The organism is Nocardia africana NBRC 100379, assembly GCF_001612635.1.
Lineage (GTDB): Bacteria > Actinomycetota > Actinomycetes > Mycobacteriales > Mycobacteriaceae > Nocardia > Nocardia africana.
The window spans coordinates 73,555-89,594 of record NZ_BDAV01000010.1; the positions used below are offsets into that span (position 1 = coordinate 73,555).

At 68.8% G+C, this 16,040-nt stretch carries 15 protein-coding genes; 8 read left to right on the forward strand and 7 right to left on the reverse strand.

What is annotated here, in order from left to right; translation table 11 throughout:
• Window positions 1-27 precede the first annotated feature (27 nt).
• Window positions 28-1,179: a class I SAM-dependent methyltransferase gene (locus NA3_RS17480; RefSeq protein WP_062964716.1), complete on the reverse strand. Its 1,152-nt coding sequence runs from the start codon at window positions 1,177-1,179 to the stop codon at window positions 28-30.
• Between the two features lie 72 nt (window positions 1,180-1,251).
• Here NA3_RS17480 and NA3_RS17485 point away from each other — a divergent pair, with 72 nt between their 5' ends.
• From NA3_RS17485 to NA3_RS17495, 3 genes are all read left to right on the forward strand, one after another.
• The gene (locus NA3_RS17485) at window positions 1,252-1,842 is read left to right on the forward strand and encodes an AMIN-like domain-containing (lipo)protein (RefSeq protein WP_062964717.1); all 591 of its coding nucleotides are present in this window, start codon (window positions 1,252-1,254) and stop codon (window positions 1,840-1,842) included.
• 48 nt (window positions 1,843-1,890) lie between these two features.
• Entirely contained in the window at window positions 1,891-2,472 is a 582-nt protein-coding gene (locus tag NA3_RS17490; protein ID WP_128145571.1) for a DUF6153 family protein, read from the forward strand.
• 84 nt (window positions 2,473-2,556) lie between these two features.
• Window positions 2,557-3,198, forward strand: a complete 642-nt coding sequence (locus tag NA3_RS17495) for a DUF305 domain-containing protein (protein WP_062964719.1) — start codon at window positions 2,557-2,559, stop codon at window positions 3,196-3,198.
• Window positions 3,199-3,331: 133 nt separating this feature from the next.
• On the opposite strand, the gene NA3_RS17500 is transcribed toward NA3_RS17495, so the two are convergent.
• The 3 genes from NA3_RS17500 to NA3_RS17510 form a co-directional block, all read right to left on the reverse strand.
• Window positions 3,332-3,619, reverse strand: coding sequence for a hypothetical protein (locus NA3_RS17500; RefSeq protein WP_030518181.1), 288 nt, complete (start codon window positions 3,617-3,619; stop codon window positions 3,332-3,334).
• 200 nt (window positions 3,620-3,819) lie between these two features.
• The gene (locus tag NA3_RS17505; protein ID WP_227995558.1) at window positions 3,820-5,148 is read right to left on the reverse strand and encodes a lipase family protein; all 1,329 of its coding nucleotides are present in this window, start codon (window positions 5,146-5,148) and stop codon (window positions 3,820-3,822) included.
• A gap of 14 nt (window positions 5,149-5,162) precedes the next feature.
• On the reverse strand, window positions 5,163-6,293 hold the full coding sequence (locus NA3_RS17510; protein ID WP_062964720.1) for an esterase/lipase family protein: 1,131 nt from the start codon (window positions 6,291-6,293) through the stop codon (window positions 5,163-5,165).
• Window positions 6,294-6,481: 188 nt separating this feature from the next.
• On the opposite strand from NA3_RS17510, the gene NA3_RS17515 reads away from it, so the two are divergent.
• Genes NA3_RS17515 through NA3_RS17525 form a run of 3 tightly spaced genes read left to right on the forward strand, consistent with a single transcriptional unit; the run spans window position 6,482 to window position 9,616 of the window.
• On the forward strand, window positions 6,482-7,708 hold the full coding sequence (locus NA3_RS17515) for a PucR family transcriptional regulator (protein ID WP_062964960.1): 1,227 nt from the start codon (window positions 6,482-6,484) through the stop codon (window positions 7,706-7,708).
• Window positions 7,709-7,730: 22 nt separating this feature from the next.
• The gene (locus NA3_RS17520; RefSeq protein ID WP_084491645.1) at window positions 7,731-8,966 is read left to right on the forward strand and encodes a PucR family transcriptional regulator; all 1,236 of its coding nucleotides are present in this window, start codon (window positions 7,731-7,733) and stop codon (window positions 8,964-8,966) included.
• 11 nt (window positions 8,967-8,977) lie between these two features.
• Window positions 8,978-9,616, forward strand: coding sequence for a hypothetical protein (locus tag NA3_RS17525; RefSeq protein ID WP_062964721.1), 639 nt, complete (start codon window positions 8,978-8,980; stop codon window positions 9,614-9,616).
• Here NA3_RS17525 and NA3_RS17530 read toward each other — a convergent pair.
• The 3 genes from NA3_RS17530 to NA3_RS17540 all read right to left on the reverse strand — a co-directional run bounded on the left by NA3_RS17530 (window position 9,529) and on the right by NA3_RS17540 (window position 13,650).
• Entirely contained in the window at window positions 9,529-11,040 is a 1,512-nt protein-coding gene (locus NA3_RS17530) for an amino acid permease (protein WP_062964961.1), read from the reverse strand. The two genes, NA3_RS17525 and NA3_RS17530, sit on opposite strands and share 88 nt — an antisense overlap.
• Before the next feature lie 88 nt (window positions 11,041-11,128).
• On the reverse strand, window positions 11,129-12,244 hold the full coding sequence (locus tag NA3_RS17535; protein WP_062964722.1) for a phosphotransferase enzyme family protein: 1,116 nt from the start codon (window positions 12,242-12,244) through the stop codon (window positions 11,129-11,131).
• Window positions 12,245-12,285: 41 nt separating this feature from the next.
• On the reverse strand, window positions 12,286-13,650 hold the full coding sequence (locus NA3_RS17540) for a purine-cytosine permease family protein (RefSeq protein WP_062964723.1): 1,365 nt from the start codon (window positions 13,648-13,650) through the stop codon (window positions 12,286-12,288).
• Window positions 13,651-13,735: 85 nt separating this feature from the next.
• On the opposite strand from NA3_RS17540, the gene NA3_RS17545 reads away from it, so the two are divergent.
• Window positions 13,736-15,040, forward strand: a complete 1,305-nt coding sequence (locus NA3_RS17545; RefSeq protein WP_084491647.1) for a glycosyltransferase 87 family protein — start codon at window positions 13,736-13,738, stop codon at window positions 15,038-15,040.
• Between the two features lie 136 nt (window positions 15,041-15,176).
• Entirely contained in the window at window positions 15,177-16,040 is an 864-nt protein-coding gene (locus tag NA3_RS17550; protein WP_062964725.1) for an N-acetyltransferase, read from the forward strand.

The following is a 16,040-nucleotide window of genomic DNA, read 5'->3' on the forward strand; positions in this document are numbered from 1 at the left end:
GACATATCAGACTGCACTGCCCGTAATCTACCCCCGCTGGGCGGTGTGCAGGCCACACACGGACCGAGTCACGGTGAATTTGCGATTACGACCGACCACGTCGGTCTTGCCGACCAAGCGGTCCATGACGCCGCGATAGTTGAGATGGCTGTTGTATACGGTCCACAGCTCCCCGCCCGGGCGCAGTACCCGCCCGGTTTCGGCGAACATCTTGATCGCCGACCCGGTGTGCACCGCGGCTCCGACGTGGAAAGGGGGGTTGCACAGCACCAGATCGGTGCTGTGGTCGCCCACCGCCGCCATCGCGTCGTCGCGCACCACGGTCACCCGGTCGCCGACCCCGTTCGCGGCGGCGGTGGCCCGGGCCGAGGCGACCGCGGCGGCGGACTGGTCGGTCCCGACCACGGTGATGTGCGGTCGCGCCTTGGCCAGGGCGGTGGCGAGTATGCCCGTGCCGCAACCGAGGTCGATCGCCTCGCGCGCGTCGGGCTTCATCCGATCGAGGTGTTCGAGCAGGAAGCGGGTGCCGATATCCAGGCGCGGCCCGGAGAAGGCCGCTCCGTGCGCCACCACCTGCAGAGCGAGTTCGTCCAGTTGCTCCCGCAGCGGAAACTGCGGCGCTCCCGGCGTTTTCGGCCCGGTGGCCGTGATCGTCCGCGACTTCTGCCGGCCCCGGCTGGCCCGCACAGTCGAAAAGTATTCCGCCAGAACATCGTTCATCGCCGGCGTCAGATACTTGTCACGGCCGCCGGCGATCACGGTGACCTGCGGGTCGGCGTAGCGCGCGACCGCCTCGGCGATCTCGGCGAGACCGGACAGCACGCGGGGTAATCGCAGCAGCACGACCCAGGCCCCGTCGAGCAGTTCCGGGCCGAGATCGTGCGAGGTGTAGCGGTCGGCCAGATCGATGGCACGGGCATTGTTGGCCAGTGCCTGTTCACCGGTCAGCAGATCCTGGTGAACGCGGATGTCACGCAGGTCGTGAGCGGCGGCCGCGCCGAGAGTCAGTGCGCCGTAACAATCGTCGATCACCGCGACCCGCCCCGGCCCGGCCGCCGCGAGCACATCGGCGGCCGTGTCCAGAATCAGCCGGTCCGCCGCATCGACGGCGTAGAGGTTCACCGCTTCCACATCCGGATAGCGCCGCAATCGGCTCAGTATGTCGTCGACCTCCAGCATTCCTACAGTGTGCTAGACCGTTGCCGTGTCGTCACCACGACCCCTGGCGCCCGACGGCATACCATCAGCCCCATGCGTAACAGGCTGGCATGGACGATGGTCGCCGGGCTCGTACTGCTGGCAGGTTGCTCGGACGGCGACTCGAATCCGGCCGGTCGAACGCCGATGCCGCCCGCGACCGGGGCCGTCACGACGACCACGGAACCGAACCAGGCGCCGCCCTCGGACACCTCACCGCAGCAGGCCACCCCGGCCACCGACACCCGGCTCACCGTGACCGATGTGCGCATCGGCCACCACGACGGTTACGACCGGGTGGTGTACCAGTTCGGCGGCACCGGCGGTGCGCCCGGCTGGACCGTCCGGTACACCGATCGCGCGGTGCAGAACGGCAGCGGCCGGGAGTTGCAGATCGCCGGTACCTCCATCCTCGAGGTGCAGATCCTGGGCACGGCCTATCCCTGGGACAGCGGGGTGACGCCCTACAGCGGTCCGGACCCGGCCACCGATCCGAGCGCGCCGGGTATCGCCGGGGTCTACGGCGCCCAGAATTACGAGGGCACCACGCAATCGTTCATCGGCGTGAACGCGGACCGGCCGCCGTTCTCGGTGACCACGCTGGACCGGCCGGTGCGACTGGTGGTCGACATCGCGACCGGGTGATGGCCGCCACCCATACCGCCCGGGGGTAACGTGCGTAGACTGGGGTCCGTGCTCGCAGTGGGTCGCCTCCGTCGTGTGCCCGGATTCGTCCGGGTGCTCGGTGTGCTGACCCTGCTGATCGGCGTCGCCGTCATGCACACGGTGGTCTTCTCCGCCGGTCACGCGATGGGTGCCGCGGCCGAGGGGGCCGTATCGTCGCCTGCCGCCGTGACACCCGGGGCGGACGGGCCCGTATCACCATCGAGCGACGCGAGCCGAGCGGCGAATGCGCTTGCCGCCGGAGTCATCTCGCAGGACCGTCATGGCCGCCACGCGATGGCTGACGCCGTGGCGGCCCCGAACGAGCGAACCCCGGTCGCGGATCGATCGTCGGCCGCGCCCATACCGAGCCCCCGTGCGCTGGCCGAGGGTTCCGACTGTGACGGCTGCACCACCCACGCCGGTATGCACGCCTGCGTCTTCGTTCTGGTGTCCCTCGCACTGGCCCTCGGTCTGGCGGTGATCGCCTGGCTCGGCGCCGATCGGATTCTCGGCGCCGGGCACCTCGCGCGCTTCGGGCTGCGCCGGCGCACACGACCGCCTCCGTGGACCGTGCTCTCCCTGGCCGAATTGGCGATTCTGCGGATCTGACCGGCCCGCCGGATCGGCGTGCGCCCGCGCGCGGATACCGGCCCGCCAGGTCCTCGCATCTCTCGATTCCCCAGGAGCACCATCATGTTCACTTCTCGTATCCGCATGCTGTCGACCGCCGCCCTCGCCGCGGCCGCCCTGATCGTCGCCGGTTGCGGCAGCGACGACTCCGGCAGCTCGAACACCCCGGCCTCGGCCACGTCGTCGCATTCGTCGATGGCCGATATGCCCGGGATGAATCACACCGGCGCACCGTCCACCGCGACCCGCACCGACTACAACGACGCCGACGTCAGCTTCCTGACGATGATGTATCCACACCACGCGCAGGCGGTGGAGATGGCCAAGCTGGTGCCCGGCCGGTCGCAGAATCAGGAACTGATCACCCTGGCGGCGAATGTGGAGAAAGCACAGGCCCCGGAGATGGAGCAGTTCGCCGCGCTGCTGCACAGTTTCGGCAAGCCCGCTCCGCAGGCGACCATGAACCATCCGATGAACGGCGTCATGACGCCCGAGCAGATGACACAGTTGCGCGACGCCTCCGGCGGCGATTTCGACCGGATGTGGCTGCAGATGATGATCGCGCATCACCAGGGTGCGGTGGATATGGCGAATACCGAGATCGCCGACGGCACGAACGCCGACGCGAAAGCGCTGGCGCACAACATCCTCACCACGCAGCAGGCCGAGATTCAGCAGATGCGCGGGATGCTCGGGCAGAACTGATCGCCCGCGGTCGCGTCGTTCGGCTCATCGGCCGATCGGCTCCCGCGGGGTCGACGGTGGCTCGTGAAGGAGCCCGGAAACCACACGCATGCGGGTGTGCCGGCTGTCCGGCACGCCCGCGCGGGTGGGTCGATCAGCTCCCGATGACGGCGTTCATGATGGTGCCCGCACTGGTCGCGACACCACCGCCGATCATCGCGCCCGCCACCATCTTCGGCGACTCCAGACCACCGCCGTTCCACTTCTCCCAGGCGAAGCGGCCGCCGCCGTAGGTGATGGCGGTGACGCCGGACAGCAGCACGAACCAGGTGAAGTAGCGGACCAGCTTCAGCAGTTTGTCCGCGGCCGGCGGAGTTTCCGGCGTGGGGTTGCCGACCTGAGCCAGCACGGTGGTGTACATATCGTGTACGGCGAGAACCATGCTCACGTTCGTTGTCCTCTCGGATGCTGAGGTGATGCCGGTACTGAGGTGATGCCGGTTGGAGCGCAGAGCATGCAGTGACAACTCGTCAAACAGATCCAATTGAACCGCACCGGCCGCCTCGCCGCAGCCGGACACACCGCATTGGCGAAAGCGGCCGCTACCTGCGGTTCCAGGTCAACTGACCGGTCTGGCGACGATCATGCTCCCGACCGGCCGCTCCCCGCGATCGAGGCGCGGCGGGAGCCGGCCGCGCCGACCTCCAGACCGCCGGCCGCGTCGTTCCGCGCCGCACCCCGGATCGGACGCCCGGTCAGCAGCCGCACGCTCAGCGCGGCAAGACGCCGGTGCCCCGCCAGCGCGCGCCGGGTTCCCGCCACCGACCAGACCGTGCGCGTCCCGGGAGTCGTCGGCCGTCCGGCGAACCGGTCGGCGAGCCAGTCGACCATCACCGGGATGGCCAGGAACTCCAGCGGCAGATGGGCGCTGAGCCGATCGCGCAGATAGCCGATATCCGCCCCGGACGCTTCGTAACGCCGCACGAGGGCGTCGACGTCGTCGACGGCGATCACCTCGTCGTGGACACCCTGCACGACCAGCATGGGCATGCGCGGCGCCCGGCGGCCGGGGAGGATGTCGGCGAGCACCGTGCGCAGGGCCGCGGTATCCAGCAGGCCGGGTAGCCCGCCCGCGGCGTAGCGCCCGACGTCGCGGCGGGCGAGCCGGGCCAGCAACGGAAAGGTCGCCGACACTTCGGCTTCGGCCAGCATCGCCAGATAGCGAGGCTGCAGCGCCGCCCGCAGTGCGGTATCCAGATCCGGATAGCCGCGGCGCAGCCCCGCGGTGAAGACCATGGCGAATCCGGCGAAGACCGTGCCGTTCAAGCGCTCGAACGCCGCCCCGGGATCACCTACCGGCGAGCCCGCCACAGCGCCCACGATATTCAGTTCGGGCGCATGGGTTTCCGCGAGCTCGGCCGCCCAGGCGGTGGCCAGGCCGCCGCCGGAGTATCCCCACAGGGCGATCGGCGTGCGCGAATGCAAGCCCAGCGGAACGAAATTCAGCGCCGCTCGGATGCCGTCGAGCGCGCGGTGTCCCGGTTCGCGCGCCACCCCGAATCGGCCTTCGCTGCCGCCGTGGTCGGGCACCGATACCACCCAGCCCCGATCCAGCGCCGCCGCGATCAAGGGCAGTTCGAGTTGCGGAACGGCACCGATCGCCCGGGCGCCACGCCGCAGCGCGTAGGACGGAAAGCACTGCGGTGCAACGGCATCGATCGCGCAATGGAAGGAGACCAGCGGTGCTCCGGGCGCACGGTCGCGGGGCAGCAGCACCGTGGTCACCGCCGCCTCGGCCGTCCCGTTCAGATCGCTGGTGCGATAGAGCAGCTGCCAAGCCGGAATCCGCAGCGGGACGACACCGAACGCGGCCAGCTCGACCACCCGGCTGCGCAGGATGGCGCCCGCCGGCTGTGCGTCGAAACCCTCCGGCGCTCGATGGAACGGGTCGGCGTCCGGTCGCGGTGGCACGGACCGCCGGCGGCTCACAAGCCACCCCCGCCGCCGACCAGCCACGGGTTGAAGCCGCAGCTCAGCGTCGGATACCGCTGTGGGTCGAGCGCGTGCAGCGCGATCGAGAGCGCCCGTGGGGAATACATCATCGTCAGGTGATCGGACAGGTCTTGGTCACAACCGTCCTGCAGGGTGATGTCGTCGACCGCGGCATCCGCACCGGCCCGCAGCAGGGCCAACTCCACCGGATTCATCACCTCGTCGTAGCGGGAGGCCACCACGGTGTACGCCACACCGGGCACGGTGTCGCCGGCGGCGTTGAGCTGGTTCAGGAACGGAGAGCCGACGGCCTGCTGAATATTCGCCGGGCCGATCAGCGGACGGTAGAAACCGAGGATATCGATACCCAGATTCGTGATGATGCGCCCCAGCGTGGCCATGCCCAGCAATGTTGTTCCGTGATGGGTGCCACCGAAACTGACCAGCTGTCCGACCTTTTCGGCGCCGCCGTCGAATTTCAGATATTGATCGGCTACCGGCGCCCCCTGGGAATGCGCCACGATGTCGACGCGATCGGAATGTGTGGTAGCCCGCACCCGGTCGATGAAGGCCGCCAGTTGCCGCGCCGAATCCTCGATCGGCCCGACCGCATAACGGCCGGGAAGTACCGCGCCGAGGCCACCGCCGTCGAGCAGACCGGACCGTCCGTAATTGAAAGCGAAAACACAAAAGCCCGCCCGCGCGAGTTTCGGTGCCATATAGGCGAAACTGTCGTAAGCGTTGAGCCAGGTGCCGTGCACCAGCACGATCGGTTTCGGATGATCGGCGCCCGGCACACAATCCCAGCGATTCGCGCCCGGTGGGGCGGCGTCCGGATGGGTCAGGCCGTACCCGAAGGCGGCCAGGTAGGAGGTCATTTCGGGGCCCTCCCCCACCGCGTCGCTGGCGTGGCTGGCGGCCCGGCCGCCGGAACCGGAACTGCTGCCGGTGTCCAGAATCGGCTGCGGCACATCACCGTTCGCGGCGGTATGCAGACCGGCGGCGATCAGATCGGCCAGCTGAGTTTCCGGGGCATCCGGCGGCGCCGCGGTCGCGGTTCCGGAGCCGATGACGGCCACGCAGATCAGCGCGGCGAGCGCCGGGATTCGATGTCGAAGCTTCATTGCTACCTTCCCTGCCGGCACACCGGAAATCGTTTTCGGCGGCCTGTATTCAGCGTCAGCGGCAGCGGCGGGAAAGTCACTGCACTCGCATACACAGATCCGGTAGCGGGATTTGTCGCCGGAAACGATTTCCTGTCGCGGCGCCGTGACCTCTTGCCGATACCCATGTGGCCCGCGACAATCGGCGCATGCCGGTTGCCGTGAATTCCGCACCCTCGAGTCTCGCCGCGCGCATTCTCGATCGCCTGCCGCAGTTCGCCGAACGCGTCCTGGCCTCCGGTCTGGGCATCTCCGCATCGGCCGTCGATCTGCCCGCGGACCATTTCGTCGAGGTGCTTCCGGCCATTTACGGCTGCGCGCACGCCTTCCTGCACGCCATGGCGCAGCAGCGGGAATTCACCCGCGACGAGGTCGCCACCTTCGTGCAACCGGTGATCGAGCGACATGCGGAGGACCGGCTGCCGCTGCCGTTGCTGATGGAGGCGGTCCACCGTTCCGCCCAGCAGGTGCTGCAGGAGGCCGTGGCGGTCAGCGGGCCGGCGGAGGTCGACCAGCTGATCGAGTTCGGTTCGCGCACACTCGAATTGCTCATGCACATCAACCTGATCACGGTCGAGGGTTATGCGGCGATCGAACACTCGATCTACCATCCGGAACGGGAGGCCAGGCGCGCCCTGTGCGCGGCGCTCGTGGGCGGACAGTCCGCCGAGGAGCAGGCGGCGCGCGCCGATACCGCTCTGGCCGAACACTATTCGGTCCTCGCCGTCCAGGTGCGCACCGATCCGCAACCCGCCGCCGCCGCGAATCTCGTCGTCCGCCGCCGCATCCGCATTCTGCAGCGCGTCCTGGACCGTGTCTCGGGGCCGACCGCACTGCACACTTTCGACGGGGAGACCGCGGTCGTGCTGCTCCCCGGCGTTCGCGGGTGGCCGGAGACTGGCGCGGAGTTGGCCACCGAGCTCGCCGAACAGTTCGGCGCCGATGTCGTTGTCGCCGAAACGCCCGGCACCAGGCGCGAATCCGTACCGGAAGCCGCCCATCAGGCCGCCGAGGTGGCCCAGCTGGCACGCATGTCGGGGCGGCCGACGGGGGTGTATCGGCTCGACGATCTACTGCTGGAGTATCAGCTCACGCGGCCCGGGGTGGCTCGTGACCGGCTGGCCGAGCGGATCGAACCGCTGCACCGGGCACCGCATCTCATGGAGACGCTCGACGCTCATCTGCGCCACGGCTCCGACCGCAAGGCCGCCGCCGCCGAAATCCACGTCCACCCCAACACTTTCAGCTATCGGCTGCGCCGCATCGGCGAACTCACCGGCGCCGACCCGAGCGATCCCAACGGATCGCGATTGCTGTCCGCGGCGCTGGTCGCCCATCGATTGAGCCCGGCGCCCGCCCGGCCGGTCACCACCTGAGCAATGAGAAGGTAGTACGACGATGAACGCCCGCCCCCGCCACGACGTCCGGGTGCTCTCCCGCCAACTGGTCGGCCATTTCGCCGAACATGTGGCACCGTGCTCCACCCTGCCCGGCGACGCCCTGCACGGCGACATCACCGCGGTGACCAGGGTCTGCCTGGAACTGACCGTCGACATCCTCGAGGGCCGCGAACCGGACGAGAAGGTCCGGCGCCTGCAGCGCGCGGCCGCGAACTGGGCCCGCGAGGGCATCCCGATCGATACCGTCCACCACGCGGTGCACGAGGGCTTCCGGCTGGCCTTCGATCTGCTGCTCACCCAGACCGATCCGCAGCAGCGGCCCGAGAATCCGGCGCAGCTGCTGTTGCGGATCCTCGACACCATCACCCCCGCGGTCGCGCTCGCCTATGTGCGCGAACATCAGGCCGCGGTCACCGAACACCACACCGCGGTGCACACGCTGGTCTCGGCGCTGCTGGCCGGGCACCCCACCTCGACCATGGCCCGGGCGAGCGGGATCGAGATCGAACCCGCGTATGTCGTGGTAGCGATGAGCATCCCGCCGCACCCCGACGAATCCCATCCGAACGTGGACGGCAAAGTGGTGGCGCGTCGCAAACTGCGCCGGTTGCAGACCGCGCTGGCCAATCGCGGTGGCGGCCGGATCCTGTCGTTGCTCAGCGTGGACGGCGGCACGATCCTCGTTCCGGAGGCGCTGTTCCGCGAGAACGAACTCGACGAGCTGATCGCCGAACTGTCCGAGGCGGCGCAGGTCGGGCTCACCGCCACCGCGCTCGCGACGCCCACCGAGGAGATCTCCGCGGCCGCCGACCGCGTGCACGAACTGCTCGACACCGTGCTGCGACTGGCCGGCCCGCCCGGGCTGTACCGGTTCGCGGATCTGGCGATGGAATACCAATTGACCCGTCCCGGTCCGGGTTTGGACCGGCTGGGCACCCTGCTGGATCCGCTCGACGACCACCCGGATCTGCTGGAGACCCTGCGCCGGCACATGGCCACCGGACTCTCCCGCCGCCGCACCGCCCGGCAGTTGCAGGTGCACACCAATACCGTCGACTATCGGCTCAAACGGATCGGTCAGCTCACCGGACTGGATCCCTCGCAGCCGAGCGGTCTCTGGTATCTGCGCGCCGCACTGGTCGCGCGCACGTATCGGGACGCCGAGGGACCGCCGGTGGCCGATGGCGCGGATCCTTCGCCGGACGGTATGGGCAAAACGTTTGCTAGGAGGTAGCCTCTGTCGCGATGGCTACCACTGCGCAATTGCGGGCCGCGCTGGCGGTACTGCACGCCGATACCGACGAAGCCGCCGAGCAGGCCCGTATTTCGGAAATGTCCGGAACCGACTCGCCCGGGGTCGAACACGCCCTGCTCGCCGGTTTGCTGTACCGCATGATGGGCGATGATCTGCGCCACTCGCTGACCGGCGCTCCCGATCTCACCGCCCTCGAGGAGCGGGCCCGAGCCGCCGGGCCGGGTACCGCGACCTACGCCACCGACGATCGCGAACTACGCGAAGAGCATTGCGCCCAAGCGCATTTCGAGGCGTACTGGCTCGCCCATCGGATCGCCGGACTGCACTTCACCACCGTGCCGTCGGCCCCCGCGCTGCAGGCGGCCGCGCATACCGCCGAGGCCACCCGCACGCTGCTGCGTATCCATCGCGATCTGCTGGACGCGCCGGATGCCGGGCACCCGGCCTGGGAGGTGGTGATCGACCAGCTCGATCGAGCCCGCGCCCTGGCCCTGGCGGCGTATGCGGGTGCCCGGCCCCGGGATGCCCAGCCCTCGGATACTCAGCCTTCGGACGCGTGGCCCTCGGACGCCGGCGCGGGAGTGCCGGCCACCGGTGTCGACCGCAGCACCGAATGCCGCACGCTGTAGGTGAAGTACACGACCAAGCCGATCGCCATCCAGATCACGAAACGCAGCCAGGTCTCCACCGACAGATTCAGCATCAACCACAGGCACGCCAGGACGGCGAGGATCGGAATCAGCGGCACCAGCGGCACCCGGAATCCGCGCGGCAGTTCGGGACGGGTGCGGCGCAGGATGATCACACCGACCGACACCAGCACGAATGCGAACAGCGTGCCGATGTTCACCATTTCCGCGAGTGTGCCGAACTGCACGAATCCGGCCAGTACGGCACAGACCGTGCCGACGCCGACGGTGAGCGTGGCCGGCGTGCCGAAGCGACCGGTCCGGGCCAGGCGACGCGGGAGCAGGCCATCGCGCGACATCGCGAACAACACGCGGGTCTGGCCCAGATACAGCACCATCACCACGGTGGTCAGACCGGCCAGCGCGCCGACGGAGATGAGGTCCTTGGCCCAGGTGACCCCGTGCAGTTTGAACGCGGTGGCGAGGGTGGCGTCGTTGCCGGAGAGGTCGGTGTAGGGCACCATGCCGGTCAGCACCAGCGTCACGGCCACATACAGGATGGTGCAGATCAACAGCGAGCCCAGGATTCCGCGCGGCACATTGCGCTGTGGATTCTTCGTCTCCTCGGCGGTGGTGGCCACGACATCGAATCCGATGAACGCGAAGAACACCAGGCTGGCCGCGGCCAGCAGTCCGTACCACCCGAAGGTGCTGTCACCGGCGCCGGTCAGCCATTGGAACAGCGTCTGGTGCAGGCCCTCCCCGGTCTTGCCGGGCTGCGACGGCGGAATGTAGGGCTTCAGATTCGACGGCTTGAAATAGGCCAGCCCCACCACGATCACCACGGCGATCACCGACAGTTTGATCGCGACCGCGATCGCCGACACCCGCGAGGACACCTTGGTGCCGATCACGAGCAGCACCATCAGGATGACGATCAACAGGGCCGCGCCCCAATCGAATTCGACCGACCCGAAATGCACGGTCGGCGAACGCGATCCCATCACCTCGCCCAGGTACTGCGACCAGCCCTTGGCGACAACCGATGCGGCGAGGGCGAATTCGAGGATCAGGTCCCAGCCGATGATCCACGCCACCAACTCGCCGAAGGTGGCGTAGGAGAAGGTATAGGCGCTGCCGGCGACCGGAACGGTGGAGGCGAATTCGGCGTAGCAGAGCGCGGTCAGACCACAGGCGATCGCGGCGAAGACGAACGACAGCGATACCGAGGGCCCGGCCACAGTGCCGGCCGTGCGCGCGGTCAGGGTGAAGATGCCCGCGCCGACCACCACGGCGACACCGAAGACGGTGAGATCCCAGGCGGTCAGATCCTTGCGGAGTTTGGAATCGGGTTCATCGGTATCTCGGATCGATTGTTCGACCGATTTGGTTCGCAGCAGTCCACCCCACCGGGGGTTCGCCACCGATTCGGCCGTGTTCTGCGTTGGCGTCGGCTCAGCCACACCCGTCTCCTCCGTTGTCACCGATCCCCCGTGACCCGCAGACAGCAACCTAACAGCACTCGGCACTCAGTCGTCGCAACATGGTCGTGAAGGCCTTGCCCTCGGCCGATGCGGCCCAAACCGAGCGACCGAGAAAGTAGTTACGGTAGGCGATCCGGGCATTGCGCACCTGCCGACGAGGCGGAATCGTAAGAAAGTAATCGATTTCGGACAATTCGTAGACGATGTGCACGAGCGGGAAGAGGTCCGGCAGGACCTCGCGCTCCATCGGGTGCAGCGGCCGGATCTCTCCGTAACCCCGCAGGAAAGCGGCCAGTTGCCCGGTCTGCACGTGGGCCGGGCCGTCCGCCGCAATCGAGAGCCAGTCGATCGCGAAGCGTTCGATCGCGGTGGCGAGGTCGAAGACGGCCACGGTCCGGTTCGCGAGACCGAAATCCAGGACCGTGGCGATCCGGCCGTCCGACCAGAGCAGATTCGTGCCGTGCCAATCGTTGTGCGTCCACAGCGGCGGCAGGGTCGCGACCGCGGCGGCGAGTTCGGATCGGGAAGCGGGGCCATCCGTCGCGCGCGGTCGCCCCGGCGGCGGTCCGGCCGTCGACCGCGCGGCGTCTTGGTCTCGCTCCGCGGCCAGGAAGCGGCCGACCTCCGGACGGGCGGCGACGTAGCGGTCGACGGCGGCGGCCGGATCGGTGCACAGCCCGGCCAGCAGCGGATGCGGCGGGCGCTCCGGTGCGTCGAATCCCACCGCGGCCAGATGCAGACGCGCGAGCATCGCCCCCGCCGCGGCCGCATCGGCCACCGAGTGATAGGGACTCCACGAGAAGTCGTCGCGGTACCGGTCCTCGCCCGCCCCGAGTTCCTGGATTTCGTAGGTGAACTCGCCGTGCTCTGCCGTACGCACCCGCGGGATCGAGATACCTTGTGCGCGAAGGTGATTCATGAAGGCGTGCTCGGGCGCGAGCGTCGCGGGGTCACGCAGGGCCGACGGCATCCGCTTCACCACGACACGCGTTCCGTCACCCAGCCGTACCCGGGCCGTGGACGACAGCGGACGCCGGCTGCGCCATTCGATCACGGGTGGCGCGCCCGACTCCGCGAACAGGTCCCCCAGTTCGCCGGGAGTCAGCGGGGAGAAAGCCGGTGCGGCCAGCCCGCTTTCACCCATCGCGAAGACCCGATCCGCCGCGGAGTCGTCTCCCGCCCTGGTCAGGGCGTTCGCTCCGGCTCGGCCCGGGCGGGCATACGCTCCAGACGGGCCAGCACACCCGTACACGCGGCCGCGGCCAGGAACGAGTACAGCGACGCGGAGGACCACCAGCCGGGGTGCACCCCGACGAGGTCCTGCACCCGCAGCCAGATCCGCGCCCACCAGTCCACCGACCCCGGATTGAGCACCTGGTACACCACGAACCCCAGCAACCACGGCACCAGCAGCAGCGGACGGGCGGGAGCGTTCTCCGACAGATCCCACCCGCGGCGGCCGCGACCGAGGAAGAAGTCCACCACCAGCACCGCGCACAGCGGGACGAACACCGATCCGATCAACAGCAGGAAATTGGAGAATCCGGTGAAGTCGTGCACGCCCAGCGCCAGCACGGTCGCGAGCGCGCCCACCGCCGCTGCCAGGACGCGGCGGTCCACGCGCGGCAGCAGATTCTGCAGCGACATCGCGGTGGAGTACACGTTGGCGAACGACTGATCCGATTCCCGCAGCACGAGCACCGCGAAGAACAGCCAGCCGGCCGCGACGCCGAGGAAGGTGTCGAAGATCCGGTCCGGATCGCCGCCGGCCTGCAGAAGCGCGACGATGCCGAGCAGATAACACCAGGTCTGCGCGATCGAATAGCCGACCATCGTGGCCCCGGTGGCGGCGCGAACGCCGCGGGCGTGGCGGGTGTAGTCGGCGGCCAGCGGGACGAACGACACCGCCACCGCCAGCGCGGTGTCCACGCCGGGGAAGAATCCGCTCCACGAGGTACCCGTCACCGGCGGCAGCGGTTGGCGCAGGAACTGAATCGTGAACCAGCCCATGGCCACAGCCACCGCGACCGTCACGTACTTGCGCAGAATACGCAGCACGTTCAACGGCCAGACGGCCATCGCGGTACACAACGCGCCGGCCCCGACGATCACCGCGCCGTGCGGCAGATGCCCGTGGGTGAGAGCCGCGACACCGCCCGCGATCACGGTCAGCTCGAATACACCCCACCCGATGCACTGCACGATGTTGGCGACGGTCGGCACATACGACAGCCGGGTGCCGAACAGTCCGCGGAAGTTCGCCATCGCCGGCGCGCCGGTGCGTGCGCCCACCGCGCCGGCGGCCGCGACCATCGCGGTGCCCAGCACGGTGCCGACGGCGGTGGCGAGCACGGCCGCCGCGACCGGCAGCTGGGGATGGCCGGCCGGCTGCAGCACGTAGAAGGCCCCGGTGAAGCCGATCAGGCTCACGCCGAGGTTGGCCCAGAACGCGGCCTGATCGCCGAAGGACAGGATGCGCGGCGGCGCGGTAGTCAGCAGCAGCGGGGCCTCGGCCGAGCGGTCTCCCGGCTGCTCGGGCAGAGTCGTCATAGCGCCATTCATGCTAACGGGCGTGTCCGGTGGAAATTCGCCCCCAGCTTCGCTCCGGCGCCCGCAGTCGGTAACCTCGTCCCGGATGGTTAGCGTCTCCACATCCGCCCGGCCGCTGTCGGGACCTCGCATGCCGGGAGCCCACCGCATCGGTCGGCTCGTCTGGCTGGTTCCGGTACTGCTGGTCGCCCTGAGTGTGTTCTGGCTGTTGCGACCCAGCTGGCCGCTGCAGCCGATCAAGCGCGAATTCATCGACCTCCAGGTGTATCGCCTGGGCGTGCAGGCGATGTGGGACGGCGCCGATATGTACGGCAGTCTTCCGAAAACCACGCTCGGGATCAGTCTGCCGTTCATCTACCCGCCCTTCGCCGCGGTGGCGCTGGGCCCGTTCGCACTGCTGCCGTGGAACGCCGCGGCGATCAGCTTCTTCGTGGTTTCCACGCTGGCACTGGCGATCACGCTCTATCTGGTGGCCCGCCGGGTCTGGGGCAGCGGCGGCACCGAGGTGGTGCTGTGGGCGAGCGCCTGCGCGATTCCGCTGGGCATGCTGCTGGAACCGGTGCATTCGACACTGGATTTCGGACAGGTCAATCTACTGCTGATGGTGCTGGTCGCCGCGGACTGCCTGCCCGCACGCACCCGCTGGCCGCGCGGCGTCCTGGTCGGCATCGCCGCGGCGATCAAACTGACACCGGCCGCCTTCGTCCTCTATTTCCTGGTTCGCCGCGACTATCGCTCCGCGCTCACCGCGGCGATCACCGGCGCCGTCGCCACCGGCATCGCGTTCGCCCTGATGCCGCACGAATCGGTGAAGTACTGGTTCGGCGGGATGGGCAATGTCTCCGGGCTCAGCGGCTCGGCCTTCCGGACCAATCAATCGATTCAGGGCGTGCTGTCGCGCTTCCAGGTTCCCGAACCGGCGTTCACCGCCCTGTGGGCGCTGCTGAGTCTGGCGCTGCTGGTCCTGGTCGTGGCGGCGATGCGGCGCGCGGTCGCCGATCCGGCGCTCGCCTTGGCGTTCAACGCCGTCTTCACGCTGCTGGTGTCGCCGATTTCGTGGTCGCACCACTGGGTCTGGATCGCGCCGGGCCTGCTGGCCGCCGTCGGCGTCGCGACTCGGCTACCTCGCCGGCCGGCGATGATCTGGTACGCGATCATCATCGCGACCGCGGTCGTGTTCACCATCGGCCCGCAGAACTGGGAACCCGGCGACAACAACCGCGAACTGGCCTGGACGCCGTGGCAGCATCTGGTCGGCGACACCTACGTGTGGCTGAGCGTGCTGCTCGTCGCCCTGTACGTCGTCACCGGACCGCGGCCCACGACGCAGGAACCGCTGCTGCCCGCGTCGTTGCGTTCGCTGCGCACCAAGGTGTCCACGGAGTCCTGAGCCGACACGCCAGGCGCAATCGATCGGTAAATCGCTGGGGCACCCTCCGCCAGCTGCCACCGGGCGTCGGCGACACACCACCGGCGATCTCTGAACACCCCGGTCATCCTGCCCTTCCGTCGTACCGTAGATAAATATGGACGACAACACGCCGACCGCGGAAGGTGATCCCACCCGCCCCGATCGGCAGCTGATCCAGCGGCGAGAGCAAGCCTGGAGCAACTACCAGCGGGCTTGCGCCGATCTCGCCGGCACCCGGATCCGCGCCAATCTCGACGGATGGAAACGCTGGCTGCGCATTCTGCCCGGGGCGGCGGTCGATCAGGCCGAACGGCGCCGCGACGAGATCCGGGCCGAATTGGCGCGACATTGCGTCGGGGCCGACGACCATCGGTGGGGCGTGCTGTCGGGCGGCGACACCGGAACCTTCGGCGGCTGTTTCGGACTCGAGCACACCATCGGTCAGCTCGCCGAGCGCTACGGCAAGACCGATCCGCACTGGGTGCGCGGCCTGCGCGAAACAGCGCGCAGGACCACCGATATCCGTCCGCTCGCCGCCGACGGTGACCGCACGGCCGTCACCGATCTCACCGATCGCGTGGTGCAGGCGGTCCGCATGGCGCCCGACGACGAGGCGCGGCGCCGGCTCGTCGTGCACCTGCCCGGCGAGGTGCGCCCGGTGCCGGCGGATCCGGCGACGATGGCCGGAGATCAGGGTCCGGTCGCGGTTCAGTTCGACATCTATGCCAGCACTGTCAAACTCGATCACATCGATGTGATTCCGCCGCTGCGCCGGATGGGCCTGGGCACCGCGACGCTGCGCCACCTGTGCCGCACCGCCGACGCGCACGGCATGCATATCGTCGCGCAGCTGGTCCCCACGTTCCGCGACGACGATTCGGCGGTTCCGATCCTGGCGCGCTGGTTCCGCGAACAGGGTTTCGAGGTGACCGAACGACTGGGCGGGCGGGTCGTACGGGCCCCCGCCAGCATCCCCTAG